General features: G+C 35.0%; 27 protein-coding genes. 25 read left to right on the top strand and 2 right to left on the bottom strand.

Annotated features, from left to right (window positions below; all coding sequences use genetic code 11):
* Position 1: 1 nt before the first annotated feature.
* Together alr and recG are read left to right on the top strand one after the other, a co-directional pair.
* Entirely contained in the window at positions 2 to 1,105 is a 1,104-nt protein-coding gene (gene alr, locus JHK64_RS05890; RefSeq protein ID WP_199568077.1) for an alanine racemase, read from the top strand.
* A 77-nt stretch (positions 1,106 to 1,182) separates the two neighbouring features.
* The gene (gene recG, locus JHK64_RS05885; protein ID WP_199568076.1) at positions 1,183 to 3,198 is read left to right on the top strand and encodes an ATP-dependent DNA helicase RecG; all 2,016 of its coding nucleotides are present in this window, start codon (positions 1,183 to 1,185) and stop codon (positions 3,196 to 3,198) included.
* A gap of 67 nt (positions 3,199 to 3,265) precedes the next feature.
* On the opposite strand, the gene JHK64_RS05880 is transcribed toward recG, so the two are convergent.
* A complete protein-coding gene (locus JHK64_RS05880) occupies positions 3,266 to 4,225 on the bottom strand; it encodes an asparaginase (RefSeq protein WP_199568075.1) in 960 nt (319 codons plus the stop codon).
* Between the two features lie 69 nt (positions 4,226 to 4,294).
* On the opposite strand from JHK64_RS05880, the gene JHK64_RS05875 reads away from it, so the two are divergent.
* A complete protein-coding gene (locus JHK64_RS05875; RefSeq protein WP_199568074.1) occupies positions 4,295 to 5,692 on the top strand; it encodes a Cof-type HAD-IIB family hydrolase in 1,398 nt (465 codons plus the stop codon).
* 15 nt (positions 5,693 to 5,707) lie between these two features.
* Here JHK64_RS05875 and JHK64_RS05870 read toward each other — a convergent pair whose 3' ends face one another.
* On the bottom strand, positions 5,708 to 6,145 hold the full coding sequence (locus JHK64_RS05870) for a universal stress protein (RefSeq protein ID WP_199568073.1): 438 nt from the start codon (positions 6,143 to 6,145) through the stop codon (positions 5,708 to 5,710).
* Between the two features lie 158 nt (positions 6,146 to 6,303).
* On the opposite strand from JHK64_RS05870, the gene JHK64_RS05865 reads away from it, so the two are divergent.
* The 22 genes from JHK64_RS05865 (at position 6,304) to JHK64_RS05760 (ending at position 26,186) form a co-directional block, all read left to right on the top strand.
* Complete coding sequence (locus JHK64_RS05865) at positions 6,304 to 7,518, top strand: pyridoxal phosphate-dependent aminotransferase (RefSeq protein WP_199568072.1); 1,215 nt, start codon at positions 6,304 to 6,306, stop codon at positions 7,516 to 7,518.
* Positions 7,519 to 7,630: 112 nt separating this feature from the next.
* A complete protein-coding gene (gene codY, locus JHK64_RS05860) occupies positions 7,631 to 8,416 on the top strand; it encodes a GTP-sensing pleiotropic transcriptional regulator CodY (protein WP_199568071.1) in 786 nt (261 codons plus the stop codon).
* Position 8,417: 1 nt separating this feature from the next.
* Positions 8,418 to 8,969, top strand: a complete 552-nt coding sequence (locus tag JHK64_RS05855; protein WP_199568070.1) for a cysteine hydrolase family protein — start codon at positions 8,418 to 8,420, stop codon at positions 8,967 to 8,969.
* Between the two features lie 196 nt (positions 8,970 to 9,165).
* Positions 9,166 to 9,468 carry an Asp-tRNA(Asn)/Glu-tRNA(Gln) amidotransferase subunit GatC gene (gatC, locus tag JHK64_RS05850; RefSeq protein ID WP_199568069.1) on the top strand — a complete coding sequence of 101 codons (303 nt, stop codon included), beginning with the start codon at positions 9,166 to 9,168 and terminating at the stop codon, positions 9,466 to 9,468.
* Positions 9,468 to 10,934 (top strand): Asp-tRNA(Asn)/Glu-tRNA(Gln) amidotransferase subunit GatA, encoded by a 1,467-nt coding sequence (gatA, locus tag JHK64_RS05845; protein ID WP_199568068.1) that lies wholly within the window; start codon positions 9,468 to 9,470, stop codon positions 10,932 to 10,934. Before gatC ends, gatA begins: the two co-directional genes overlap by 1 nt.
* Positions 10,934 to 12,367, top strand: coding sequence for an Asp-tRNA(Asn)/Glu-tRNA(Gln) amidotransferase subunit GatB (gatB, locus tag JHK64_RS05840; protein WP_199568067.1), 1,434 nt, complete (start codon positions 10,934 to 10,936; stop codon positions 12,365 to 12,367). Before gatA ends, gatB begins: the two co-directional genes overlap by 1 nt.
* A gap of 119 nt (positions 12,368 to 12,486) precedes the next feature.
* Complete coding sequence (locus JHK64_RS05835) at positions 12,487 to 13,485, top strand: hypothetical protein (RefSeq protein WP_199568066.1); 999 nt, start codon at positions 12,487 to 12,489, stop codon at positions 13,483 to 13,485.
* Positions 13,486 to 13,633: 148 nt separating this feature from the next.
* Positions 13,634 to 14,503 (top strand): CPBP family intramembrane glutamic endopeptidase, encoded by an 870-nt coding sequence (locus JHK64_RS05830; protein WP_199568065.1) that lies wholly within the window; start codon positions 13,634 to 13,636, stop codon positions 14,501 to 14,503.
* A 92-nt stretch (positions 14,504 to 14,595) separates the two neighbouring features.
* The gene (locus JHK64_RS05825; protein WP_199568064.1) at positions 14,596 to 15,123 is read left to right on the top strand and encodes a YqeG family HAD IIIA-type phosphatase; all 528 of its coding nucleotides are present in this window, start codon (positions 14,596 to 14,598) and stop codon (positions 15,121 to 15,123) included.
* Positions 15,124 to 16,230, top strand: a complete 1,107-nt coding sequence (yqeH, locus tag JHK64_RS05820) for a ribosome biogenesis GTPase YqeH (RefSeq protein ID WP_199568063.1) — start codon at positions 15,124 to 15,126, stop codon at positions 16,228 to 16,230. It begins immediately after the preceding gene.
* A 9-nt stretch (positions 16,231 to 16,239) separates the two neighbouring features.
* Positions 16,240 to 16,551: a ribosome assembly RNA-binding protein YhbY gene (gene yhbY / locus JHK64_RS05815; RefSeq protein ID WP_199568062.1), complete on the top strand. Its 312-nt coding sequence runs from the start codon at positions 16,240 to 16,242 to the stop codon at positions 16,549 to 16,551.
* A gap of 18 nt (positions 16,552 to 16,569) precedes the next feature.
* A complete protein-coding gene (locus tag JHK64_RS05810; RefSeq protein WP_199568061.1) occupies positions 16,570 to 17,211 on the top strand; it encodes a nicotinate-nucleotide adenylyltransferase in 642 nt (213 codons plus the stop codon).
* Positions 17,198 to 17,791, top strand: coding sequence for a bis(5'-nucleosyl)-tetraphosphatase (symmetrical) YqeK (yqeK, locus tag JHK64_RS05805; protein ID WP_199568060.1), 594 nt, complete (start codon positions 17,198 to 17,200; stop codon positions 17,789 to 17,791). Before JHK64_RS05810 ends, yqeK begins: the two co-directional genes overlap by 14 nt.
* Before the next feature lie 46 nt (positions 17,792 to 17,837).
* A complete protein-coding gene (gene rsfS / locus JHK64_RS05800; protein ID WP_199568059.1) occupies positions 17,838 to 18,191 on the top strand; it encodes a ribosome silencing factor in 354 nt (117 codons plus the stop codon).
* Between the two features lie 71 nt (positions 18,192 to 18,262).
* Positions 18,263 to 19,003 carry a class I SAM-dependent DNA methyltransferase gene (locus JHK64_RS05795; RefSeq protein WP_199568058.1) on the top strand — a complete coding sequence of 247 codons (741 nt, stop codon included), beginning with the start codon at positions 18,263 to 18,265 and terminating at the stop codon, positions 19,001 to 19,003.
* The gene (locus tag JHK64_RS05790) at positions 19,000 to 20,091 is read left to right on the top strand and encodes a nucleotidyltransferase (RefSeq protein WP_199568057.1); all 1,092 of its coding nucleotides are present in this window, start codon (positions 19,000 to 19,002) and stop codon (positions 20,089 to 20,091) included. Before JHK64_RS05795 ends, JHK64_RS05790 begins: the two co-directional genes overlap by 4 nt.
* 106 nt (positions 20,092 to 20,197) lie before the next feature.
* Positions 20,198 to 20,914 carry a YebC/PmpR family DNA-binding transcriptional regulator gene (locus JHK64_RS05785; protein WP_199568056.1) on the top strand — a complete coding sequence of 239 codons (717 nt, stop codon included), beginning with the start codon at positions 20,198 to 20,200 and terminating at the stop codon, positions 20,912 to 20,914.
* Between the two features lie 103 nt (positions 20,915 to 21,017).
* Positions 21,018 to 21,341, top strand: coding sequence for a preprotein translocase subunit YajC (yajC, locus tag JHK64_RS05780; protein WP_199568055.1), 324 nt, complete (start codon positions 21,018 to 21,020; stop codon positions 21,339 to 21,341).
* 126 nt (positions 21,342 to 21,467) lie between these two features.
* Complete coding sequence (gene uppS, locus JHK64_RS05775; protein ID WP_199568054.1) at positions 21,468 to 22,217, top strand: undecaprenyl pyrophosphate synthase; 750 nt, start codon at positions 21,468 to 21,470, stop codon at positions 22,215 to 22,217.
* A gap of 12 nt (positions 22,218 to 22,229) precedes the next feature.
* On the top strand, positions 22,230 to 23,024 hold the full coding sequence (locus tag JHK64_RS05770) for a phosphatidate cytidylyltransferase (RefSeq protein ID WP_199568053.1): 795 nt from the start codon (positions 22,230 to 22,232) through the stop codon (positions 23,022 to 23,024).
* Positions 23,025 to 23,039: 15 nt separating this feature from the next.
* Positions 23,040 to 24,299: an RIP metalloprotease RseP gene (gene rseP, locus JHK64_RS05765; RefSeq protein WP_199568052.1), complete on the top strand. Its 1,260-nt coding sequence runs from the start codon at positions 23,040 to 23,042 to the stop codon at positions 24,297 to 24,299.
* A gap of 24 nt (positions 24,300 to 24,323) precedes the next feature.
* Positions 24,324 to 26,186 (top strand): proline--tRNA ligase, encoded by a 1,863-nt coding sequence (locus JHK64_RS05760; RefSeq protein ID WP_199568051.1) that lies wholly within the window; start codon positions 24,324 to 24,326, stop codon positions 26,184 to 26,186.
* Positions 26,187 to 26,319: the final 133 nt, after the last annotated feature.

The following is a 26,319-nucleotide window of genomic DNA, read 5'->3' as shown; positions in this document are numbered from 1 at the left end:
GATGGTTTCTAGTATACATCGGCCAACGAGGGCTAAGATTAATTTACAAGCAATTAGTGATAATATTGAGACTATTAAAAGTCATCTCCCTCAAAAAACACAATTTTTTGCTGTGGTAAAAGCAAATGCCTATGGTCATGGTGCCGTTAATGTCGCCAAATCAATTGAAAATCAAGTAGATACCTTTTGTGTCTCTAATATTGATGAAGGTTTAGAACTGCGTCAATCAGGGGTGAAAAAACCTATCTTAGTGTTAGGTGCGATATTGCCTGATGAAATAAAAGTTGCTATTCAGTATGATCTGGTCGTGACCATTGCAAGTTTAGAGTGGCTTGAAATGGTGAAAAAAGAAGGACTGTCTTTATCTCAGCTATCCGTTCATATTAAAGTAGACTCAGGGATGGGGAGAATTGGTGTTAGAAGTCTTCAACAAGCCAATCAACTGATTAAAGGACTTAAAGAATATGGTGCAAGCATTGAAGGTATTTTTACTCATTTTGCAACAGCAGATGAAAAAGATGACAGTCAATATCAGCAACAACTAACTTTCTTTAAAGAATTAATCAACCAATTAGAAGACAAACCAGCAATTATTCACACCTCTAACTCAGCAGCCAGTCTATGGCATACAGATAGTATTATGACTGCTGTCAGGATAGGAATCGCACTTTATGGTCTTAACCCAAGTGGTGTTGATTTAACACTTCCCTATCCTTTAAAACCAGCCCTTCATCTAGAATCTGCTTTGGTCAATGTGAAAGAGATTAATAGTGGCGACTTGGTTGGTTATGGTGCTACTTATCAGGCTAAACAATCAGAATGGATAGGAACAGTTCCTATTGGATACGCAGATGGTTGGACTAGAGATATGCAAGGTTTTTCGGTTCTAGTTGACGGAGAATTTTGTGAGATTGTTGGACGTGTCTCAATGGATCAGATGACGATTCGTTTACCTAACTATTACCCGCTGGGAACAAAAGTCACTTTAATTGGTAGAGATGGTAACCAAACCATTACAGCAACTCAAGTAGCTCAACAAAGAAAAACAATTAATTATGAAGTTTTATGTCTACTTAGTGAGCGAATTCCTAGAGAATATGAGTGAAAATAAAGAAAAACTCTTGTATAATAGATGTACAAGAGTTTTGTTTTCACTAATAACAAAGAAGATGGAGGAAAGCCGTGGACTTAAATGATAACATTACCGTTCTTAAAGGATTGGGACCTAAATCCGCTGAAAAATTTAATGCCCTTGGTATTTTTTCCATAGAAGACCTTTTATTATACTTTCCTTTTAGGTATGAAAATTTTAAAAGTCGTTTGGTAGAAGAATTGGTAGATGGGGAAAAAGCAGTCATTACAGGAACAGTTGTTGCCCCACCAAATGTGCAGTACTATGGTTTCAAAAAAAATAGATTGCATTTTAAACTAAGACAAGGCGAAGCTGTTATTGCCGTTAATTTTTTTAATCAACCTTATTTACAAGACAAAATAACTGTTGGAAAAGCAACTGCTATTTTTGGTAAGTGGGACCAGTTAAAATCCTCTTTAACTGGAATGAAATTATTGGCTCAAGTTGATGATGACCTTCAACCTGTTTATCATGTGGCAAAAGGGATTTCTCAATATCAGCTTATTAAAATTATAAAAATAGCCTTTGAGTCAGGCTATGGGGACTTGATTAAAGAAAATTTGCCTGATGTTTTACTCAAGCGTTATCGCCTTTTAGGACGACAAAGAGCTGTTATGGCTATGCATTTTCCTAAAGACATTGAGGAATATAGACAAGCCCTAAGACGTATTAAGTTTGAAGAATTACTTTATTTCCAGATGCAGTTACAGGTATTGAAAAAAGAAAATAAATTAGAAACAAATGGCTTGAGTTTACCCATTAACCAAGAAAAAGTTAATCAAAAGATTAAAGAACTCCCTTTTCAATTAACAAAAGCTCAAGAAAAATCATTAACGGACATTTTAACTGATATGACCTCAGGCGCACACATGAATCGCCTTTTGCAAGGAGATGTGGGGTCTGGTAAAACAGTCATTGCCGGATTAGCTATGTACGCGGCTTTTACAGCTGGTTTTCAGTCAGCAATGATGGTACCTACAGAAATACTGGCTGAACAACATTTTCAAAGTTTATCACAACTATTCCCAGAAAACACTATTGCCCTGTTAACATCGGGAATGACTGTCGCTGCTAAAAAAGCATCGCTTAAAGCCATTGCTGATGGAAGTGTTGAGATGATTGTTGGCACGCATGCCTTGATTCAAGAAGCGGTCAATTATCATAAATTGGGACTGGTGATAACAGATGAACAGCACCGTTTTGGTGTTAAGCAACGTCGTCTTTTTCGTGAAAAAGGAAATAATCCTGATGTTTTAATGATGACAGCAACGCCTATTCCAAGAACTTTGGCGATTACTGCCTTTGGCGAGATGGATGTTTCCATTATCGATGAATTACCTGCCGGTAGAAAAAAAATTATTACCCGTTGGGTCAAACACGAACAATTACCAACCGTTTTAACTTGGCTGGAAAAAGAAATGGCTAAACAAGCACAAGTCTATGTTATCTCGCCCTTGATTGAAGAATCAGAAGCACTTGATTTAAAAAATGCTGTCAGTTTGTATGAGGAATTGGACCATCATTTTACTGGTAAAGCAAGAGTTGCTCTTTTACATGGTCGGATGAAAACTGCTGAAAAAGATGCCATTATGCAAGGGTTTAAAAAGCATCAAATAGATATTTTGGTATCAACAACAGTTATCGAAGTTGGGGTCAATGTTCCAAATGCCACCATCATGATAATTATGGATGCCGATCGTTTTGGGCTTAGTCAACTTCATCAGCTAAGAGGTCGTGTTGGTCGTGGGGAAAAGCAATCCTATGCCATTTTGGTTGCAAATCCTAAAACTCAATATGGTAAACAACGCATGACAATAATGACAGAGACAACAGATGGTTTCGTTCTTGCTGAGGAAGATTTAAAAATGAGAGGAGCAGGTGAAATTTTTGGCACAAGACAATCAGGACTTCCAGAATTTAAAACAGCAGATATTGTAGAAGATTATCATATCTTAGAAGAAGCCAGACAAGTCGCACAAACAATTGTGTCAAAAGACAACTGGGAAGAAAATCCAGACTGGTCTCTTTTAGCTATTAATCTCAAACCACAAGAAACATTTGATTAAAACAATTAACGATATAAAAGCAGTAAGTTATTAACTTACTGCTTTTATATTGCTTTATCATTTTATATTAACCTTCAATGTATTCTTTCAAGGCTTCTCCCGTTAAACCAGCATTAAGAGCAATTAATAATTTTAGTCTGGCTTTTTGAGCATTTAATTCTTTGACAAACATAACACCTGCTTGGGATAATTGAATACCGCCACCTTCATAATCATAGATAGCTTCAGCAATCCCATTAAAACAACGAGAAACAAGGACAACAGGCGTTCCACCTTTTATCAAATTTTCTAAAGCAATTGCAGCTTTGGGCGGCATATTTCCAGCACCAAATGCTTCTACGACAACACCATCAATACCGTCAGGTTGTAAGAGATTAATCAAATCATCTTCCATTCCTGCATAGGCTTTAATGATTGGAACAACACCAGAGATATGATGTAAATCAAAACGGACACGCGGATCAGCTGTTTTAAAGAAAAGAATATCGTCTTTCATCATAATACCAAGTGGACCATGTGTTGGTGTTTGAAAGGTTGAAACATTAGTGGTATGCGTTTTAGTGACATATTTGGCGGCATGAATTTCTTCATTCATCACCACCAAAACACCTTTGTCATAAGCTTTAGGATGGGCAGCAACTCTTAACGCACAAAGGTAATTATAAATACCGTCACTACCAAGTGCGTTAGAACTTCTCATGGCGCCAGTTAAGACAATGGGGATGTTTGGAATTGCCATGGTATCAAGGAAATAAGCCGTTTCTTCAAGAGTATCTGTTCCGTGAGTAATAACAACACCATCAAACTTTTTATCAGCTTCTTTAATGTGACGAAATAAAAGAAGCATGTGATCAACAGTGATATGAGGACTAGGAACATTTAAAACATTTTTAACCGATAGTTCAATATTATCAAGATTGACCTCAACACTCGCCATAGGATTATTATCGTTTGTGACAATGTGACCTGAACGATCACTATGCATAGCAATAGTTCCGCCTGTGTGGAGCACAAGAATTTTTTTCATAAGAATCTCAGCTTTCTAAAAAATATGCTATACTTATTTTAGCATAAAAACTGAACAGAGGGATTTTAATTGGCAATAAAAGCAGTTTGTTTTGATATTGATGGGACACTTTTAAATGATATTAAATCAGTCCAAAAATCAACCCATCAAGCAATAAAAGAAATGAAAAAACAAGGAATTGTTGTAGGACTAGCTACTGGGCGTGGTCCTGGTTTTGTTGACCCTTTTATGGATAATCTAGGGCTTGATTTTGCCATTACTTATAATGGGCAATATATTTTTACAAGAGATCGCATTTTATACCAAAATACCCTGCCAAAATCAGTAGTTTACAAGGTGATTAAGTACGCTTCTGATCAAAAAAAAGAGATTTCTCTAGGAACGGTCTCAGGATTAGTTGGTTCACAAATTATCAACATGGGAACAAGTCGTTTTGGTCAAATTGTCAGTCGTCTCATTCCTAAAAAAATGGCTAAAACGGTTGAAAAAAGTTTTAAACATTTGATTCGACGGTTTAAACCTCAAAATAGAGCTACTTTACTAACCATGATGCGTCAACCCATTTTTCAAGTGGTACTAGTAGCCAGTCAGCAAGAAACTAAAAAAATAGAAGATCGTTTCCCTCAATTAACTGTGACAAGAAGTAGTCCTTATTCTGCCGATCTCATCTCCAAAAATCAGTCTAAGTTAAAGGGTATTTCACTTGTTGGTGATTTTTTTGGATTTGATATTTCAGAAGTGATGGCTTTTGGGGACTCTGATAATGATATCGAAATGCTATCAGGCGTTGGTGTTGGCGTTGCTATGGGTAATGCTAAGGAATCAGTTAAAAAAATAGCTCACTATATTACGGATACTAATAATAACGATGGTATTTCTAAAGCTCTTGATCACTATGGTCTTGTTCATTTATATCCTAGTCAGACCTTTAAGAGTAAGGATGAAAATTTCAATAAAGTCAAGGATTTCCACCAGCTGATGGACGGGGAAACGCGTCAAGTCCCCAAAGCCTATAGTTTAGAACAGGCGAGCTATCGATCAGGCTTTAAAGTGGAAGAAATTGTCGAATTTCTTTATGCAACAAGCCAAGGTAATAATCAGGACTTTAAAAAAGCAGTGGTAGATTTACACACTGCGATAGATGATGCCACAAAAAAAGTCTCCCGAAAACCTTATGAGGGAGAAAGTATTGTTGGTCAAGTTGATGCCTTGACAGATCTACTTTATTTCACCTATGGTAGTTTCGTTCTCATGGGTGTTGATCCTAAACCATTTTTTGATACGGTTCATGGCGCTAACATGGGAAAAATTTTCCCAGATGGCAAAGCCCATTTTGACCCTGTGACGCATAAAATTTTAAAACCAGATAACTGGGAAGAACGTTTTGCACCTGAACCAGCTATCAAACGAGAACTTGATCGCCAAATTCAAAAGGCATTAAGAACAAAAATAGAGATTTCTGAATAGAAATCTCTATTTTTATTATTTTCTAACGATGAGAATATCAACAGCAGCGTGCCGCATAATATATTCAGAAGAAGAACCAATCAGTAATCTTTCAAAGGTGCTTAGACCAGTTGCACCTAGCATGATTAAGTCTACATTTTCTTTTTCTGGAATGTCAGTTGCTAAAAGTGTTTTTGGATTCCCAAATTCAATGATAGATTTTACATTTTCAAGTCCTTTTTCTTGAGCCAATTCTTTGTATTTTTTTAAAATACGATTCGCTTCGTTTTCTAATTGTTCAAAAACAAAACCATCTAAGGTAGCCACACTTTGAGTGGCACGTGTGTCAATGACGTGGGCTAAAATCAGTTCTGCCTTATCATTGATGGCAATTTGTATGCCTTTTTTCAAAGCTATTTCCGCTTGTGGTGAGCCATCGATACCAACTAAAATGCGTTTATATTGGTAAGTCATAGTAAAACACCTCCTTGTTTCTATCTCTATTATACAACTTTTAGTAAAAAAATAATAATAGTTTGAGAAGAGTTCTCTAAAGAGGTAAAAAATTATAACGACTGCCATTTTACTTTTTTAACAATTAGTTCTATAATACTTAACACGAGGTAAAAACTATGAAACGATATGAAAAATCATCTAAATTGGAGCACGTTGCTTACGATATTAGAGGTCCTGTTCTTGATGAAGCTAATCGCATGGTTGCTGATGGCAAGAAAATTTTGAGACTTAATACGGGAAATCCTGCCGAGTTTGGATTTACAGCACCAGATGAGGTGATTAGAGACCTTATCATGAATGCAAGAGATAGCGAAGGCTATTCTAATAGTAAAGGGATTTTTAGTGCCAGAAAAGCTATTATGCAATATTGTCAAACCAAAAATTTTCCAAATGTTGACATTGATGATATTTTTATCGGAAATGGTGTTAGTGAAATGATTACTATGTCCATGCAAGGGCTTCTTGACAATGGAGATGAAGTTTTAGTACCAATGCCTGATTATCCTTTGTGGACGGCTGCGGTTAGTTTGTCTGGTGGACATGCGGTTCATTATATTTGTGATGAACAATCAGAATGGTATCCAGATATGGAAGATATGAAGTCAAAAATCACGTCAAACACCAAAGCTATTGTTCTCATCAATCCCAATAACCCAACAGGTGCCCTATATCCAAAAGATATTTTAGAGGCGATTGTTGAATTGGCTCGTCAGCATGAACTAATCATTTTTTCTGATGAAATCTATGACCGCATGGTGATGGATGGGCTTAAACATATTCCGATTGCAAGTCTTGCTCCAGATGTTTTTGTGGTGACAATGAATGGTTTATCAAAATCGCATCGCATTGCTGGCTTTAGAGTAGGTTGGATGGTGCTTTCTGGGAGAAAAGACCATGTTAAAGGTTACATAGAAGGTTTAAACATGTTGTCAAACATGCGACTTTGTTCAAACGTTTTAGCACAGCAAGTTGTTCAAACATCACTAGGTGGTTATCAATCCGTTGATGAACTTTTACTACCAGGTGGTCGTATTTTTGAACAGCGTAATTTTATCACAAAAGCGATTAATGACATTCCTGGTCTATCAGCAGTCAAACCTAAAGCTGGTCTTTATATTTTCCCTAAAATAGACCAAAACATGTATGATATTAAAGATGATGAAAATTTTGTTTTAGAATTTTTAAAACAAGAAAAAGTACTCTTGGTGCATGGTCGAGGCTTCAACTGGAAAGATGCGGATCATTTTAGAGTGGTTTATTTACCAAGAGTAGAAGAATTAGCAGAATTACAAGAAAAAATGACACGTTTTCTTCATCAATATCGTCGTTAAGATGACATTGACAACTTTAAATATTGAAATAATAAAAAATTTTCTGACAATTGTTTGCAAATAAAATACCACTTTGATATAATAGTCATGATTACTATAGAAAGAGTGGATTATGGCTAACTTACTTACAAAAACAAGAAGAATGACCTCAATTTTGCAAAAAGCTATTGATCAACTGCAAGAAGAATTACCGTATAACACCACTGCAGCTCAGTTAGCTGATATTATTGACTGCAATGCCTGTATTATGAATGCAACTGGTCACATGCTTGGTTATGCGATGAAATATAGTACTAACAATGATCGAGTAGAAGAAATTTTTGAAGCACATCAATTTCCAGATTCATATGTTGAAGCAGTTAATCGCATTTTTGACACGGAGGCTAATTTACCAATCAGTAGTCCGTTAACTGTTTATCCAGTGGAATCAAAAGATATTTATCCTGATGGCTTAACCACACTAACACCAATTTATGGCGGTGGGATGAGACTTGGAACTCTCATTATCTGGAGAAACGACAAACCTTTTGAAGATGATGCTCTCGTTTTAAGTGAAATTGCATCAACTGTTGTAGGCGTTCAATTATTGAATTTACAAAATGAAAACTTAGAAGAAACCGTTAGAAAACAAACCGCTGTTAACATGGCTGTTAATACATTATCTTATTCAGAAATGAAAGCGATAAAAGCTATTTTAAGTGAATTGGATGGAGATGAAGGACGGTTGACAGCTTCTGTGATTGCTGATCGTATTGGTATTACAAGAAGTGTGATTGTTAATGCTCTTCGTAAGTTAGAAAGCGCCGGCATTATTGAAAGTCGTTCTCTTGGTATGAAAGGTACCTATCTTAAAGTGATTAATGATGGGATTTTTCAAAAAATAAAGGACCATAAATAAGATGACAAAAGCACTGATTTCGATTGATTACACTTATGATTTTGTGGCTGACGATGGGAAGTTAACGGCTGGAAAACCAGCTCAAGCCATTGAAGAAAGTATTACTCAAAAAACACAAGAAGCATATGATAATGGTGATTTTATTTTCTTTACCATTGATTGTCATACAACCGATGATGATTTTCATCCTGAAATGAAATTATTTCCGCCACATAATATCAAAGGGACATCAGGTCGATTTTTATATGGAAAACTAAATGATGTTTACGAAGACATTAAAGGATCATCTAAGGTTTTTTGGATGGATAAGCGTCATTACTCTGCTTTTTCTGGCACAGATCTTGACATTCGTCTTCGTGAAAGAAAAATTGATACTGTTGTGTTGACAGGTGTCTTAACTGATATTTGTGTTCTACATACCGCTATCGATGCTTATAACTTGGGTTATAAAATTGAAATTCCGAAATCTTGTGTGGCTAGTATTGATGTTAACAGTCATGAGTGGGCTTTAAATCATTTCGAGAATGTTTTAGGCGCTAAAATTGTTGATTAAAATATTTTGAAAAAAGAACACCTTAATCCTGTGTGATAAGGTGTTCTTTTATTATTTCATTAACAGGTCATTAACAGGTGAACGTCTGATTAGTATGAAGTTATTTTCAAAAAGAATTTAATGAGGAAACAAAAGACGAAGCGTTAGAAAATATGGTATAATTTTAACGATAGACTAAATGGAGGATAAGTAACGAATGAAAATTTCTGAAGAAGAAGTGCGTCACGTGGCTAAACTATCAAAATTAGCCTTTAGTGATGAAGACACAAAAGAATTTGCAACCACACTTTCAAAAATTGTTGATATGGTAGAACTGTTAAATGAAGTCGATACAACAGGTGTTGCTATTACAACGACTATGGCTGATACAGTCAATGTTATGCGTGAAGATGTTGCTATCAAGGGTTGGAATCGAGAGGAACTCTTTAAAAATGTACCAGAAACTGAAAATGGTTTGATAAAAGTACCTGCCATTATTGATGAAGGAGGAAATGCTTAATGTCTTTAAATCATAAAACAATCGATGAATTACATGACCTTCTTGTGTCAAAAGACATCTCAGCTCTTGAGTTAGCAAAAGAAACCCTTAAAGATATCTCAGAACGTGAAGAAAAGATTGGTAGTTTTATCACCATTTCTGAAGAAGATGCTCTAAAACAAGCTAAAGCTATTGATGAAAAGGGGATTGATTCCCATAATGTCATGAGTGGTATTCCTTTAGCGGTTAAAGATAATATTTCAACAAAAGGTATTCTAACAACAGCAGCATCAAAAATGCTTTATAATTATACCCCTATTTTTGATGCCACAAGTGTTGAAAAACTTTATGCCAATGATATGGTTGTTATCGGTAAAACCAATATGGATGAGTTTGCCATGGGTGGTTCAACTGAAAATTCTTACTTCAAGACCACGAAAAATGCTTGGGACACAACGAAAGTACCTGGTGGTTCATCAGGTGGCTCTGCAACTGCAGTTGCCTCAGGACAAGTGCGCCTATCCTTAGGATCTGATACAGGCGGTTCTATCCGTCAACCAGCTTCCTTTAATGGTATTGTTGGTATGAAACCAACTTATGGCCGTGTGTCTCGTTTTGGATTGATTGCCTTTGGTAGTTCACTTGATCAGATTGGTCCTTTTTCACAAACTGTTAAGGAAAATGCACAGCTATTAAATGTTATTTCAGGTTTTGATGACAAGGATTCTACTTCAGCTAAACAGTCTGTTTCTGATTTCACTAGTAAAATCGGTCAAAGTATTAAAGGAATGAAGATTGCTCTTCCTAAAGAATATATGGGAGAAGGCATTAACCCTGCTGTTAAAGACAATATTTTAAAAGCAGCAAAACATTTAGAGAGCCTAGGAGCTATCATTGAAGAAGTGAGTTTGCCACATAGTAAGTATGGCGTAGCTGTTTATTATATCATTGCTTCTTCAGAAGCTTCTTCAAATCTGCAACGTTTTGATGGCATTCGTTATGGTTTTAGAACAGAAAACTATAATAACCTTGAAGATGTTTATATCAATACCAGAAGTGAAGGCTTTGGTGACGAGGTGAAACGCCGTATTATGCTAGGAACCTTTAGCTTATCATCAGGTTATTATGATGCCTACTTTAAAAAAGCTGGTCAAGTAAGGACCTTAATTATCAATGATTTTAATCAAGTCTTTGCTGATTATGATTTAATTCTTGGTCCAACTGCTCCAGATGTGGCTTATGGTCTTGGGACACAAAGTCATGATCCTGTTGCTATGTATTTGGCTGATTTGTTGACCATTCCAGTTAACCTTGCTGGCCTTCCTGCTATTTCTATTCCATCAGGTTTTGTTGAAGGCTTGCCTGTTGGTTTACAACTAATAGGACCAAAATACAGTGAAGAAGTAATCTATCAAGTAGCTCAAGCCTTTGAAGCAACAACCGACTACCATAAACAACAACCGATTATTTTTGGAGGTGACAAGTAATGAATTTTGAAACAGTTATTGGACTTGAAGTCCATGTGGAATTAAAAACAAATTCAAAAATTTTCTCACCTGCTCCAGCTCATTTTGGTGAGGACCCAAATACCAATACTAATATTGTCGACTGGGCCTTCCCGGGTGTTCTGCCGGTAATGAATAAGGGTGTGATTGATTATGGGATTAAAGCAGCTCTTGCGCTGAATATGGACATCCATCAAAGAATGCATTTTGACCGTAAAAATTATTTTTACCCAGATAACCCAAAAGCTTACCAAATTTCTCAATTTGATGAACCCATAGGCTACAATGGCTCTATTGAGATTGCACTTGAAGATGGCACGAAAAAAACCATTCGTATTGAACGTGCTCACCTAGAAGAAGATGCAGGTAAAAATACCCATGGCAGTGGTGGTTATTCATATGTGGACATCAATCGCCAAGGCGTGCCTTTGATTGAGATTGTTTCAGAAGCAGACATGAGAAGTCCTGAAGAAGCTTACGCTTATTTGACTGCATTGAAAGAAATCATTCAATACACTGGTATTTCTGACGTCAAAATGGAAGAAGGCTCAATGCGTGTGGACGCTAACATTTCTTTACGTCCTTATGGTCAAGAAGCTTTTGGAACGAAGACTGAGCTCAAGAATTTAAACTCCTTTAACTTTGTACGTCGTGGTCTTCAATACGAAGTGGAACGCCAAGCAAAAATTCTTCGCTCAGGTGGTCAAATTCAACAAGAAACTCGTCGTTATGATGAAGCAACTGGTGAAACCATTCTGATGCGTGTCAAAGAAGGTTCAAGTGACTATCGTTACTTCCCAGAACCAGATCTTCCCATTTTTGAAATTGAAGACAGCTGGATTGAAGCGGTTCGATCTAGCTTACCGGAATTTCCAAAACAACGCCGTGAAAAATACACAACACAATTTGGTTTATCAGCTTATGATGCCATGCAATTAACAGCAACAAAAGCCGTTTCAGACTTTTTTGAAAAAGCTGTTTCTATCGGAGGCGATGCCAAACTTGTTTCTAACTGGCTCCAAGGTGAAGTGGCACAATATCTAAATACCACTAGTCAGACGATTAAGGATATTTCTTTAACACCAGAAAATCTTGTGGAGATGCTTAGCTTAATTGCTGATGGCACTATTTCTTCTAAAATTGCAAAGAAAGTCTTTATCCATCTTGCTAAAAATGGTGGCAGTGCTAGAGAGTATGTTGAATCAGCTGGACTTGTCCAAATTTCAAGTCCTGAGCAACTTATTCCAATCATTAAAGATGTTTTCGCTAATAATGAAAAAGCCATTAATGACTATAAAGCAGGTAATAAAAATGCTGCTAAGTCATTAATTGGGCAATTAATGAAAGCAACAAAAGGGCAAGCCAACCCACAAGTGGCACAACAATTGTTAAATGAAGAATTAGGTAAGCTTTAACGATAAAAAAGATTGAAAGCCTTATTAGCTTTCAATCTTTTTTAAAATAGTCAAATTTTTACTTGTGAAACCGTTTTACAATCGTTATAATAGTAATAAGATACAGAAAGGATTTAAAAATGAAAAAATTAAAATTTTTATTATTGTTACCACTACTCATTATTATTGTGGCTTGTTCGAAAAATCCTCAAGATGAATTTATCACACGTTATAATAATAATCTAAAACAAGAAGAAACAAGTTTTGTATTTAGTGTCAAAATTAAGGATGTTAAATTGGCAAATAATAGTACAGAGATGTCTGAGTTGAAAGACTTAAAAAACAAAGCATTCATCTTTGATGTTTCTCAATCAACAAAAGATAAAATCTTTTCAATTTCTTCTGACTTATCTGAATTCAACCCTTCTTTTCCTATGTTAGATATCGTTGGAACTAATGATGATTTTTACGTTAATGCTGAACTTTGGGGAATGTTTTCTGGTATAGAAAGTGATAAAATCAAAGGTCGTTATATCAATGTAGCTGACTTTAGTGAGGACTATGATTCTGTTTTTGATGAAGCAGAAGATTCAACAGGTTGGACGGATAGTTTTAAAGAGATTGATGCCAAATATTTTAAAATGGATGGTGATGTAGCTGTCTTGACCATTAAAATGTCGGAATTATTAGACATGGTTAAAACCATGGCAGAAGATGAGACAGCTAATACTTATCTTAACATGATGAATGCTTACCTTAAAGAGAGCAGTTCAGTTACTTATCGTATTGAAAAAGATGGTAGTGCTAACATGACCATTGATCTAAAAATGGCTCCAGGTTTAGATTATGGGATAGAGTCTGTAACGATTGAGATGATTTCAAAAAAAGTAGACTATATAGCTCCTAAAATACCAGAGGATTCAAAATTAATTAGCTTTGATGAATTACAGATGATATCATCAGAAGTTGCTCAATCAGATTTAACTGATGAAGAATTTCAAGAATTGTACAATCAATTTAAAAATAATCTTTCTACTTATTCTAAAGAAGAACTAAGAAAAGTATTAGAAATTTATCAACCGTTTCTAACAGAAGAACAGTATAAAGAAATGGAAGCTTTAGTTGCAACAGCTGCCTGATAAATAAGCATCACCACCGTATTAGTTAGTGGTGATGTTTTTGATTGTCTTTAATGGCTAAATATTTGAGAAAAGATAGATTTTTAAGATAATTTGGTGTAAACTTTTTATGTATTAATGTTTGCTATATTTAAAAAGGATTATTAAAATGGAAAAGACAATTATTTCGGCAAAACAAAAATCTCAATTTAACTTAGGATGGTTGACAGGACCATTAGTAGGCTTTTTGTTGCTAACTTTAGCAGAGACCATAAGTTTTATAGTAATAGTTCCCTTTTTTCCTTATCAAATACCACCTTTAGAGGTGCAATTGTTTTCATTTATTTCTATCTCTTTAGTCGTTATTGTTTGGGGAAAATTTGTTGAAAAAAGTCCATGGCAGGGACTTGGTTTTACAAAAATAAAAGCCTTTCAATCTTTTCTTAAAGGCTGGGGGATTGGAATAGCAATGATATTGACTTGCGTTTTTTTGATGTTTCTTTTTGGTGTTATCAGCTTTGTAGGATTTCAATTATCACCAAATCTTGTTTTTCAATTTATTATCTTAATGTTTGCTTGGACTATCCAAGCTAGTGGAGAAGAAATTCTTACTAGAGGTTGGTTATTTAGTTCAGTGTCTGCTAGATACCAAGTATTATTAGGAATAATAGTATCATCTTTATTTTTTACCCTCTTACATCTAGGTAATGATCATTTATCAGTGATTCCTGTTTTTGATTTATTTTTATTTGGTGTGTTAGCTGCCTTATATACGTTAAAAACTAATAATATTTGGGGGATTAGTGGCATTCATGCTGCATGGAATTGTTTTCAAGGTAGTTTTTTCAATTTTAATGTTAGTGGAACAGCAGCCTCAGAAAGTTTTATCAAAGTTAGTGTGAATGGACCTGCTTGGTTGTCTGGCGGTGACTTTGGTATTGAAGGAAGTATTTTTAGTATTCTTGTTCAACTGATTATTATTATCTGGTTGATTTATGATTTAAAGAAAAATGACTATTTTTCTTTCTTCAGTAAATAAAAGCTAATCCTTTAGTAATACTAATAACAAGAAGGTGTTTTTTTACCTAAATTATGTTAGAATAAGAGTACTATATATTTGTGGAGAGAGATGTGAGTATAGAAGATTATATACCGACCTTTGCGGTCGAAGCTGTCTATGATTTAAGGCCTGATAATCTGAGAGATCAGGGGATTCGTGCTGTTTTAGTTGACTTGGATAATACCTTGATCGCTTGGAATAATCCTGATGGTACTGCAGAACTACGTGCTTGGTTAGATGAAATGACTATTGCTGATATTCCGGTAGTGGTTGTTTCTAACAATAAATATGACCGAGTTGAGCGTGCCGTTGATAAATTTGGTGTTGACTTTGTTAGTCGCGCCATGAAACCTTTTGCTAGAGGGATCAATATTGCTATTGAAAGGTATGGTTTTGATCGCAATGAAGTTGTTATGGTAGGTGATCAGTTAATGACTGATATTAGGGCTGCTCACAGAGCTGGTATCAGATCGATTTTGGTGAAACCACTTGTCACCTCCGACGCCTGGAACACAAAAATTAATCGTATGAGAGAACGTCGTGTACTTGCAAAAATTGAAAAGAAATATGGCAAAATCGACTATAAAAAAGGAATTTAAGTGAAAGATTTGTATTGTATTGGTTGTGGTGCCAAAATTCAAACCACTGATAAAGACAAAATAGGGTATACCCCATTGTCAACACTAGAAAAAAATCAAGAAACAGGTGATATTTATTGTCAGAGGTGTTTTCGACTCAGACATTATAACGATATTCAAGATGTTCAATTGTCTGATGATGATTTTTTGAAACTACTCCATGAAGTGGGTGACAGTAACGCCTTAATTGTCAATGTTGTTGATATTTTTGATTTTAATGGCTCTGTTATCCCTGGTTTATCAAGATTTGTCGCTAATAACGATATTTTACTAGTTGGCAATAAAAAAGATATCTTACCAAAATCTGTCAAAGATGCTAAAGTGACTCAATGGTTGATGGAAAGAGCTCATGAAGAAGGTCTTCGACCTAAAGATGTTGTTTTAACCAGCGCCCAAAATCGTCAAGCTATCAAAGAATTAATTCAGAAAATTGATCAATTAAGAAAAGGTAGAGATGTTTATGTCGTTGGTGTCACTAATGTTGGAAAATCAACCTTAATCAATGCCATTATTCAAGAACTTACCGGTAGCCAAAATGTGATTACCACTTCGCGTTTTCCTGGAACGACTTTAGATAAAATTGAAATTCCTTTAGAAGATGGGCATTACCTTTTTGACACTCCTGGAATTATCCATCGTCATCAAATGGCTCATTATTTATCGAAAAAAGATTTGAAATACGTGAGTCCTAAAAAGGAAATTAAACCTAAAACTTACCAACTTAATCAAGAACAAACTATTTTCATGGCTGGCTTAGCCAGATTTGATTTTTTAGAAGGGGATAAACAAGGCTTTACCATTTTTGTTGATAACAACCTGCCTCTTCATCGAACAAAGTTAGAAGGTGCTGATGGTTTTTATCAAAAACATCTTGGACAACTATTAAGTCCTCCAAAACATGACCAAATAAAGACATTCCCAAAGTTAGTCAAACATGAGTTTGTCATTACAGAGAAAATGGATTTAGTCTTTTCAGGTCTTGGTTGGATTCGTATTAAAGAAAAAGCTAGAGTGGCAGCATGGGCACCAGAAGGTGTCTCAGTTGTTTTACGTCGAGCAGTAGTATAAGAGGAAAATATGACATTAACAAGTAAACAACGTGCATTTTTAAAAAGTCAAGCACATTCTTTAAAACCCATTATTCAAATTGGGAAAAATGGCTTAAATAACCCAATTAAAACAAGTGTTCGAAATGCACTAGACGCGCGTGAATTAATCAAAGTAACTCTGCTACAAAATACCGATGAGGACATTCATGAGGTAGCAGAAATATTAGAAGATGAAATCGGTGTAGAGACTGTTTTAAAAATCGGCCGTATCTTGATTTTATATAAAGAGTCAACTCGAAAAGAGAATCGCAAAATTTCTGAAAAAGTAAAAGCACTTTAAAGTTGTTCGGAGGCATAAATGGCAATTGAACTTTTAACACCATTTACAAAAGTAGAATTAGACGTAGAAACAAAGACCAACAATCGGCCACAAATTGGTATTTTAGGAGGTAATTTTAATCCCGTCCACAATGCCCACCTGATTGTTGCCGATCAAGTTCGTCAGCAACTTGGTCTTGACCAAGTTTTACTAATGCCTGAATATAAACCCCCACATGTTGATACAAAAACAACTATTGACGAGAAACACCGTCTTAAAATGCTTGAGTTAGCGATTGAAGGTGTTAAGGGGTTAGCAATTGAAACCATTGAACTTGAAAGAAAAGGTATCAGCTACACTTATGACACAATGGTAGAATTGATAAAAAAAAATCCAGAGGTGGACTATTATTTTATTATTGGTGCTGATATGGTGGATTATCTGCCAAAATGGCATAAAATTGATGACTTAATTCAAATGGTTCAATTTGTTGGTGTTCAACGTCCTAAGTATAAATCAGGAACTAGTTACCCAGTCATCTGGGTTGATGTCCCATTAATGGATATTTCATCTAGTATGATTCGTGATTTTATCAAAAAAGAGAGAGATCCTAATTTTCTACTACCTAAAGCAGTGTTAGATTATATTAAAAAAGAAGGATTATATCATGACTTATCGTAACTATCTTAATATGAGTCGTGACCAACTCATAAAAAAACTAGAGCAAGTAGTAACAAAAGAGCGTTTAAAACATATGATAGGTGTAGAAGAAACCAGCATCCGTTTAGCACGTCTAAATCATTATGATGCTGAAAAGGCAGGTTTAGCCGGTCTTCTTCATGATTATGCAAAGAACTTGTCTGATGCTGAATTTATCCATCTCATTGATAAGTATCAATTAGATGAGAGCTTGAAACAATGGAACAATAATATTTGGCATGGATTGGTTGGCACCTACAAAATTCAAGAAGACTTGGGTTTGACCGATAAAGAGATTCTTCAAGCGATTAAATACCATACAACAGGTTCTAGTCAGATGTCTCTTCTTGATAAAATTGTTTATGTTGCTGATTATATCGAACCCAATCGTGATTTCCCAGGTGTTGATGAAGCAAGAAAATTAGCAGAGAGCTCCTTGGATAAGGCGGTTGCTTATGAAACGGCTCAAACGATTAGTTACCTTGTTAAAAAAAGAATTCCAATTCATCCCCGAACGATTCAAACCTACAATGCCTATATTCATCATTTAAACGAAGACTGATGACTTTGTTGTGTGATAATGATAACCTAGAAAAAGAGGAACAAACGTGTTAGAAAAAGAATTACTACAAACAATCCTATCAGCAGCCGATGAAAAAAGAGCTGAAGATATCATGGTTTTAAACCTACAAGAATTAACAAGTATGACTGATTACTTTGTTATTATGAGTGCCACTAATAGTAGACAACTAGAAGCTATTTCAGACAATATTCGTGAAAAAGTGAAGCTTTCTGGACAAGACAGTAGTCATGTTGAAGGCGATGCTAAAGCTGGTTGGGTGTTACTTGATTTAAACAGTGTCATCGTCCATATCTTTTCAGAAGAAGAACGTGCTCACTATAATTTAGAAAAATTATGGCATGAAGCACCACTAATAGCCTTAGAAGACATTATAAACTAATTAACCTTGTTCCTAGGAACAGGTTTTTTCTGATGGTAGTGATAGACCGAATTAAAAGAAAGATGAAAAAAATGATTAATTATGAAATGTTTGCAAGGATTTATGATAGTGTGATGGATGACTCTCTCTATCAAAAATGGACTGATTTTAGCCTTCGCCACTTACCCAGTGCTAAAGACAAAAAAAAGTTATTAGAACTGGCTTGTGGAACAGGTCTTCAATCGATTTACTTTGTTGAAGCTGGCTTTGATGTGACTGGGCTAGATTTAAGTGCTGAAATGCTAGATATTGCCAAAAAGAGACGCGATTCAAAAAATCTTGATATTACTTTTATTAAAGGGGATATGAGAGACTTATCTCAGCTGCCAAAATTTAATATGGTCACTTGCTACTCAGACTCGATTTGTTATTTACAAGATGAGGTAGACGTTGGCGATGTTTTTAAAGAGGTTTATAACATATTAGAACATGACGGTGTTTTTATTTTCGATGTTCACTCCACTTTTCAAACAGACCAAGTTTTTCCAGGTTACAGTTATCATGAAAATGCTGAAGACTTTGCTTTTCTTTGGGATACCTACGCTGATGAGGCGCCTCATTCTGTTGTTCATGAACTCACTTTTTTTGTTAAGGATAAAACAGGTGACTTCAAACGTTTTGATGAAATACATGAAGAAAGAACCTATGAGATACTAACCTATGATATTTTACTAGAGCAGGCTGGGTTTAAAAATGTCGAGGTTTATGCTGATTTTGAGGATAAAAAACCAGAAGAAACTTCAAAACGCTGGTTTTTTGTGGCAAGAAAATGACGATTACAGGTATTGTTGCCGAATTTAATCCTTTTCATTACGGTCATCGCTACTTATTAGAACAAATCTCTGGTTTGAAAATTGTTGCCATGTCTGGTAATTTTATGCAAAGAGGAGAGCCTGCTATTGTTGATAAGTGGTCAAGAGCACAAATGGCTATTGAAAACGGAGCAGATATCGTTGTTGAATTGCCCTTTTTAGTGAGTGTTCAATCCGCCGATTATTTTGCAAAAGGCGCTCTTTCTATTTTAAACGCGTTAGGGATTGAGGAACTTGCCTTTGGAACGGAAGAAAATGGTCATTATCAACAGTTACTAGAAGATTATCGTAATAACCAAGAGGAGATGGAAGACTTTTTAAAGAGTCAATCACACTTAACATCTTATCCAGAAAAAGCTCAAAAAATGTGGCAACATTTTTCAGGCATAACATTTTCTGGACAAACCCCTAATCATATTTTGGCGCTGTCTTATGTTAAGGCAATTGCGCCTTATGACATTAAGATAAGACCTGTTAAAAGACTGGGTGCAGATTTTCACTCTCTTGATAAAACAGCCTCGATAGTGTCAGCAACAGCCATCAGACATCATATAAAAGATAAAGTGTTTTTAAAACAATCAACACCGGCTTGGCAAAACATACTAAAAGAGCCACATGTGTTGTGGGATGATTATTTTCATCTACTTAAATATCATATTTTATCCCATCAGGATTTGACTGAGATTTATCAAGTCAATGAAGAAATGGCTAGTCGGATTAAAACAGTAATAACAAAAGTTGATAATATAGAGGAATTGGTTAACCAAGTGGTAACGAAACGCTATACTAAAGCGCGTGTCAGAAGGCTATTAACCTATATTTTAGTCAATGCAAAAGATAGTCCGCTACCTGAGAAAATCCATGTTCTTGGTTTTAGTCAAAAGGGTCAGGGTTATTTATCTCAACTTAAAAACAAAGAAATACTTATGACGAAAATTGGTAAAGAACCTTGGGATTCCATGACTCAAAAAGCAGATACTATTTATCAAATGGGAAATAAAAAAATCACTCAACAAACCTATGGTCGAATTCCTTTCATGGGAAAATAACCGACAAAAGTTTATATAATGAAAAGTACAATAAATCATGAAGTCTTTTTATCGTGAGAACTTTTGTGGTATAATAATAAGGCAAAAAAATAAAAGGAGATTACTAATGGGACGTAAATGGGCTAATATTGTTGCCAAAAAAACAGCAAAAGATGGCGCAAATTCAAAAATATATGCTAAATTTGGTGTAGAAATCTATGTAGCAGCCAAACAAGGAGAGCCAGACCCAGAATCAAATTCAGCACTAAAATTTGTTTTAGAACGTGCCAAACAAGCGCAAGTACCAAAACATGTTATTGACAAAGCTATTGATAAGGCAAAAGGAAATACAGATGAAACCTTTGTTGAAGGTCGTTATGAAGGTTTTGGACCAAATGGTTCAATGATTATTGTTGATACTTTAACATCAAATGTTAATCGTACAGCTGCTAACATTAGATCTGCCTTTGGCAAAAACGGTGGGAATATGGGAGCTAGTGGTGCTGTTTCTTACATGTTTGACAAAAAAGGTGTCATTGTTTTTGAAGGAACAGATGCTGAACATATTTTTGAAGTGTTATTAGAATCTGATGTTGATGTTGAAGATGTTGAAGCAGAAGACGGTAGTATTACTGTTTATACAGCTCCTACAGATTTACATAAAGGAATGGAAGCTCTTCAAGCAGAAGGCATCACAGAATTCCAAGTAACAGAGCTTGAGATGATCCCACAATCAGAAGTAACTTTATCTGAAGAAGATTTAGAAATTGTTGAAAAACTAATTGATGTTTTAGAATCAGATGATGATGTTCAAAAAGTTTATCACAATGTAGAAGGCTTATAATTCAAATAAAAATAATGTTTACCCTTGAAATTAATGGTATTGTCTTGCCTATTTGTTCTTATTCTGATATAGTAAGAATGAATTTAATAGTATGGAGGAAATTATGAATTATACAATAATTTTGTTATTTGTTTTTTTTATGGGAATTACCTTTTTCATGCAACGCCAACAAAAAAAGCAAATGCAAAAACGTTTAGATGAACTCAAAACCATGTCCAAAGGTGACGAAGTTGTGACAATTGGTGGTATGTTTGCTATTGTTGATGAAGTGGATACTGATAACAACAAAGTTGTTCTTGATGCTGAAGGTGTCTACCTCACTTATGAATTAACATCAATTAAGCGAATTGTTTCTAGAGCAAATGAACCAGCGGTTTCTGTTGAAGACGCTAAGGAAAGTGCTGTTGAATCAGCCATTGAAGAATAAAAGAGTAAAAATTTCCTCCTCAAAAGGAAATTTTTATTTTTTCTCAGAGAGAAATGATTAGAAACTGCTATAAAACTGAAAAATATGGTAAAATAGCAATAGTATTTCAATGATTAGGATAAAATAATGTTTGATTTTTTAAAAAATAGTAAACCAACGGCACTAGAAACAATTCCAAAGCATATTGGCATTATCATGGATGGTAATGGTAGATGGGCTAAAAAAAGAATGCAACCTCGTGTGTTTGGGCACAAAGCAGGTATGGATGCCCTTCAAGACATTACATTAATGTCATCTGAAATAGGTGTCAAAGTATTGACTGTTTATGCGTTTTCAACTGAAAACTGGTCGCGACCTGAAGACGAAGTCTCATTTATCATGAAGTTGCCCGTGGATTTTTTTGACAAATATGTTCCAAAATTACACGAGAATAATGTCAAAATTCAAATGATGGGAGAAAGAAATCGTCTCCCAGAAGACACATTAAAAGCTTTAGATGATGCCTGTCAATTGACTAAAAACAACACAGGATTAATTCTTAATTTTGCTCTTAATTATGGTGGCCGTGCCGAGTTAACCTTAGCAATAAGAGAAATTTCAAAAAAAGTTAGTCAAGGTGAAATAAAGCCTGAAGAAATCACTGAAGAAGTGATTGCCAATCATCTAATGACGTCAGACTTACCTGATTTATATCAAAATCCTGATCTTATTATTAGAACAAGTGGTGAAATAAGACTTAGTAATTTTTTACCTTGGCAATCTGCTTATAGTGAATTTTATTTCACACCGGTTTTTTGGCCTGATTTTAATCAAGAAGAATATACTAAGGCACTAGAAGAATACAGTCACCGCCAAAGACGATTTGGGAAAGTGTAAGAAAGGGAAAGTATGCAAAAAAGAATTATTTTTGGATTAATAGCATTACTTATTTTTATGCCATTATTATTTGTAGGAGGGATAGCTTTCCAGCTATTTATCGGTCTGTTATCAATGCTTGGTGTTTCAGAACTTCTTAGGATGAAAGGATTAGAAGTTTTTTCATTTGAAGGTGTTCTAGCAATGCTAGGGGCTTTTGTATTAACTGTTCCTATCGGTAACTACCTGAGTTTTTTACCAATTGATGCTAATTTTTCTTTGTTTAGCATCATTACATTCATTTTACTTGCTGGCATTGTTTTAAATTATCCTGTTTATACTTTTGATGATGCGGTATTTCCAATAGCTTCTAGTTTATACGTTGGTATTGGCTTTCAAAACCTTATCATCGCTCAACAATCCGGTTTTAACAAAGTATTGTTAGCCTTGTTGATTGTCTGGGCAACTGATATAGGTGCTTATTTCATTGGTATGCGTTATGGACAAAGGAAATTATTACCGTCTGTTTCACCGAATAAAACGATTGAAGGTAGTCTTGGAGGAATCGTATTTGCTCTTGTTGTTGCCGGTGTATTTATGGCATTTGATGCTTCTTTATATGCTCCCTATTCTTTCTTAGTAATGATTTTATTGGTTGCTTTATTTAGTATAGCTGGCCAATTTGGTGATTTGATAGAAAGTGCCATTAAACGTCACTTTGGTGTTAAAGATTCTGGTAGACTTATTCCAGGACATGGTGGTGTTCTTGATCGATTTGATAGTATGTTGCTTGTATTGCCTTTAATGCATTTTTTAGGTTTATTTTAAAATGGAGAAAATAAAATGACTGGTATCTTAACATTTATTTTTATTTTTGGTGTCATTGTAGTTATCCATGAATATGGTCATCTCTACTTTGCCAAAAAATCAGGCATTCTTGTAAGAGAATTTTCTATTGGTATGGGACCAAAAATTTTTGCTCATCGTGGTAAAGATGGCACTACCTACACTATTCGTCTCTTGCCTTTGGGAGGTTATGTTCGTATGGCAGGTTGGGGAGATGATAAAACAGATATTAAAACTGGCACTTTAGCGAGTTTAGAGTTTAACGACTCCTCAGAAGTCACACGAATTAACCTTTCAAATCGTTCTGTCTCTTCTACGAGTCTTCCTATGAATATTGTGTCTTATGATTTAGAAGATAAGTTGGAAATCGCTGGGTTAGTTCTTGAAGAGACAAAGACGTTTAAGGTTAACCACAATGCAACCATTATTGAAGAAGATGGAACAGAAGTGTTAATCGCACCAAAAGATGTCCAATACCAAAATGCTAGTATTCCAGGACGGATGATGACTAATTTTGCTGGTCCAATGAATAATTTTATTCTTGGAATTGTTGTTTTTGTCCTTTTAGCCTTTGTACAAGGTGGTGTACCAGATGAAACGACTAATCGTGTACAAGTGATGCCTAATGGACCGCTAGCTCAAGCTGGTGTTGTCGAAAATAGTCAAATTTTAGCCATTGAAGGAAAAACAATCTCCAATTGGCAAGAGTTAACACAAGGTGTCGATGAAGCTACCAAAGACTTAAAAGAAGGCGAAGCTATTAGTTTGGTTGTTAAAAATGATGGTGAAGAAAAAATAGTTTCTGTGGTCCCAGAAAAACAAAACAACACCTATTTTATTGGTGTAACTAGAAGTTTAAAAACTAGTTTTACTGATAAGCTATTTGGTGGTTTTCAAATGGCTTATACGTCAGCCTTTGCTATTTTAAATGGACTTAAAAATCTTATTTTCCATCCTGATATTAACAAACTAGGTGGCCCTGTTGCCATTTATCAATTAAGTAACCAAGCAGCAGCTTCAGGATTTTCTGATATTCTCTACCTAATGGCTATGTTATCAATGAATCTTGGTATCCTAAATTTAGTGCCAATTCCTGCCTTAGATGGTGGTAAAATAGTGATGAATATTATTGAAGCTATTAGAAGAAAACCTCTTAAACAAGAGACTGAAATGTATATCACTCTAGCAGGTGTTGTATTTATGGTGATTCTAATGATTTCAGTTACCTGGAATGATATCCTAAGAACATTCTTTTAATCTAAAAACATACGGAGATAAATAATGAAACAAAGTAAAATGTTAATCCCAACTCTTAGGGAAATGCCAAGTGATGCCCAAGTTATCAGTCACGCACTGATGCTTAGAGCTGGTTATGTGCGACAAGTATCATCAGGAATATATTCTTATTTACCGCTTGCTAACCGTTTAATTGAAAAGTTAAAAAATATCATGCGTGAAGAGTTTGAAAAAATTGGTGCAGTCGAAATGTTGACACCAGCATTACTAACCGCTGATTTATGGAAGGAATCAGGACGTTTTGAAACCTATGGTCCGGATTTATACCAACTTAAAAATAGAGAACAATCAGAGTTTATTTTAGGCCCTACTCACGAAGAAACCTTTACTGCCTTAATTCGAGATTCTATAAAATCATATAAACAATTACCGTTGAACCTTTATCAAATTCAATCTAAATATAGAGACGAAAAACGTCCAAGAAATGGTTTATTACGCACACGTGAATTTATCATGAAAGATGGGTATAGTTTTCATGCTGATTATGATAGTTTAGATGTCACTTATGCTGATTATAAAAAAGCCTATGAAAGAATCTTTAAACGCATTGAACTAGATTTTAAGGGCATTATTGGTGATGGTGGGGCTATGGGTGGTAAAGATAGTCAAGAATTTATGGCTATCACACCAGATAGAACTGATCTTGAGAGATGGTTAATCTTAGATAAAACAATCGCAAAGATTGATGATATCCCAGAAGAAGTTTTGGAAGCTATTAAAAAAGAATTGACTTCTTGGTTAATTTCAGGTGAAGATACTATTGTTTATTCAACAGAATCAGGTTATGCTGCCAATCTTGAAATGGCAAGTAGTCAATTTAAACCAACATCAAAAGTGATTTCTATGCAAGAACTTGAAAAAGTTGCAACACCTAATAGTAAAACAATTGAAGAAGTGGCTTCATTTTTTCAAGTGGATACTAAAGAAACCATTAAAACGCTACTTTATTTAGCTGATAAAGAACCAGTTGCCGTTCTTTTGGTCGGTGATGATCAAGTAAATGAAGTCAAATTAAAAAATTATCTAGGTGCTAATTTCTTGGAGCCAGCTTCAGAAAGTGATAGTAAAGCCTTATTAAATGTTTCTTTTGGATCATTAGGACCTGTTGGATTACCAAGTGAGATTAAAATCATTGCTGATCTCAATATCCAAAATAGTAAAAATGCTATTGCAGGCGCTAATGAAGACGGGTACCATTTGAAAAATGTTAATCCTGGAAGAGATTTCACTGCTGAATATATTGATTTGAGAGAAGTGAAGGAAGGTGAGGTCTCGCCTGATGGTTTGGGTACTCTAAAGTTTGCTAGAGGTATCGAAATTGGACACATCTTCAAACTAGGGACAAGGTATTCTGAAAGCATGGGAGCTACCATTCTAAACGAACAAGGAAGCAGCCAACCTATCATAATGGGCTCATACGGTATAGGTGTCAGTCGAATTTTATCAGCTGTCATGGAACAACATGCTCGCATTTTTGTAACAAAAACACCAAAAGGTGATTATCGCTATTCCTGGGGAGTTAATTTTCCTAAAGAATTAGCACCCTATGATATTCACCTCATTACTGTTAATGTTAAAGATGACAATGCAGTTGCGTTAACCAATAAAATTGAAATGCTATTAATGGATGCTAAATATAGTGTTTTAACAGATGATCGTAACGAAAGAGTAGGATCGAAATTTTCAGACAGTGATTTAATTGGTTTACCAATTAGAATTACAGTAGGAAAAAAAGCTTCAGAAGGCATTATAGAAGTCAAAATGAAATCAAGTGGTGATACTATAGAAGTGAGCGAATCAAATTTATTAGAAACCCTTGAAATATTATCTAATATGAACAAAGCATAATTTTAAAATTCTTCTCACCAAGCCTACTTGGTGAGAATTTTTTATAAAAAGAGAAAAAAAGGTATTGACAAAGCTTAGTTGAGGTGCTAGAATATAATAGTTGTCTCGAAAGAGCATGACCTTTGAAAACTGA

Source organism: Streptococcus zalophi (genome assembly GCF_016481285.1).
Taxonomy (GTDB): domain Bacteria; phylum Bacillota; class Bacilli; order Lactobacillales; family Streptococcaceae; genus Streptococcus; species Streptococcus zalophi.
The sequence above is the reverse complement of the archived record's forward strand: the minus strand, read 5'-3'. Positions and strand labels throughout refer to the sequence as shown.

Excerpts from the sequence above, each read along its gene's own strand:
- uppS (WP_199568054.1), top strand. The coding sequence starts at position 21,468 with ATGTTTGATTTTTTAAAAAATAGTAAACCAACGGCACTAGAAACAATT.
- JHK64_RS05835 (WP_199568066.1), top strand. The coding sequence starts at position 12,487 with ATGAAAAAATTAAAATTTTTATTATTGTTACCACTACTCATTATTATT.
- JHK64_RS05770 (WP_199568053.1), top strand. The coding sequence starts at position 22,230 with ATGCAAAAAAGAATTATTTTTGGATTAATAGCATTACTTATTTTTATG.
- gatB (WP_199568067.1), top strand. The coding sequence starts at position 10,934 with ATGAATTTTGAAACAGTTATTGGACTTGAAGTCCATGTGGAATTAAAA.
- JHK64_RS05785 (WP_199568056.1), top strand. The coding sequence starts at position 20,198 with ATGGGACGTAAATGGGCTAATATTGTTGCCAAAAAAACAGCAAAAGAT.
- JHK64_RS05830 (WP_199568065.1), top strand. The coding sequence starts at position 13,634 with ATGGAAAAGACAATTATTTCGGCAAAACAAAAATCTCAATTTAACTTA.
- JHK64_RS05795 (WP_199568058.1), top strand. The coding sequence starts at position 18,263 with ATGATTAATTATGAAATGTTTGCAAGGATTTATGATAGTGTGATGGAT.
- yqeK (WP_199568060.1), top strand. The coding sequence starts at position 17,198 with ATGACTTATCGTAACTATCTTAATATGAGTCGTGACCAACTCATAAAA.
- JHK64_RS05870 (WP_199568073.1), bottom strand. The coding sequence starts at position 6,145 with ATGACTTACCAATATAAACGCATTTTAGTTGGTATCGATGGCTCACCA.
- JHK64_RS05865 (WP_199568072.1), top strand. The coding sequence starts at position 6,304 with ATGAAACGATATGAAAAATCATCTAAATTGGAGCACGTTGCTTACGAT.
- yajC (WP_199568055.1), top strand. The coding sequence starts at position 21,018 with ATGAATTATACAATAATTTTGTTATTTGTTTTTTTTATGGGAATTACC.
- rseP (WP_199568052.1), top strand. The coding sequence starts at position 23,040 with ATGACTGGTATCTTAACATTTATTTTTATTTTTGGTGTCATTGTAGTT.
- JHK64_RS05810 (WP_199568061.1), top strand. The coding sequence starts at position 16,570 with ATGGCAATTGAACTTTTAACACCATTTACAAAAGTAGAATTAGACGTA.
- JHK64_RS05880 (WP_199568075.1), bottom strand. The coding sequence starts at position 4,225 with ATGAAAAAAATTCTTGTGCTCCACACAGGCGGAACTATTGCTATGCAT.
- gatC (WP_199568069.1), top strand. The coding sequence starts at position 9,166 with ATGAAAATTTCTGAAGAAGAAGTGCGTCACGTGGCTAAACTATCAAAA.
- JHK64_RS05760 (WP_199568051.1), top strand. The coding sequence starts at position 24,324 with ATGAAACAAAGTAAAATGTTAATCCCAACTCTTAGGGAAATGCCAAGT.
- JHK64_RS05790 (WP_199568057.1), top strand. The coding sequence starts at position 19,000 with ATGACGATTACAGGTATTGTTGCCGAATTTAATCCTTTTCATTACGGT.
- JHK64_RS05855 (WP_199568070.1), top strand. The coding sequence starts at position 8,418 with ATGACAAAAGCACTGATTTCGATTGATTACACTTATGATTTTGTGGCT.
- alr (WP_199568077.1), top strand. The coding sequence starts at position 2 with ATGGTTTCTAGTATACATCGGCCAACGAGGGCTAAGATTAATTTACAA.
- gatA (WP_199568068.1), top strand. The coding sequence starts at position 9,468 with ATGTCTTTAAATCATAAAACAATCGATGAATTACATGACCTTCTTGTG.
- codY (WP_199568071.1), top strand. The coding sequence starts at position 7,631 with ATGGCTAACTTACTTACAAAAACAAGAAGAATGACCTCAATTTTGCAA.
- yhbY (WP_199568062.1), top strand. The coding sequence starts at position 16,240 with ATGACATTAACAAGTAAACAACGTGCATTTTTAAAAAGTCAAGCACAT.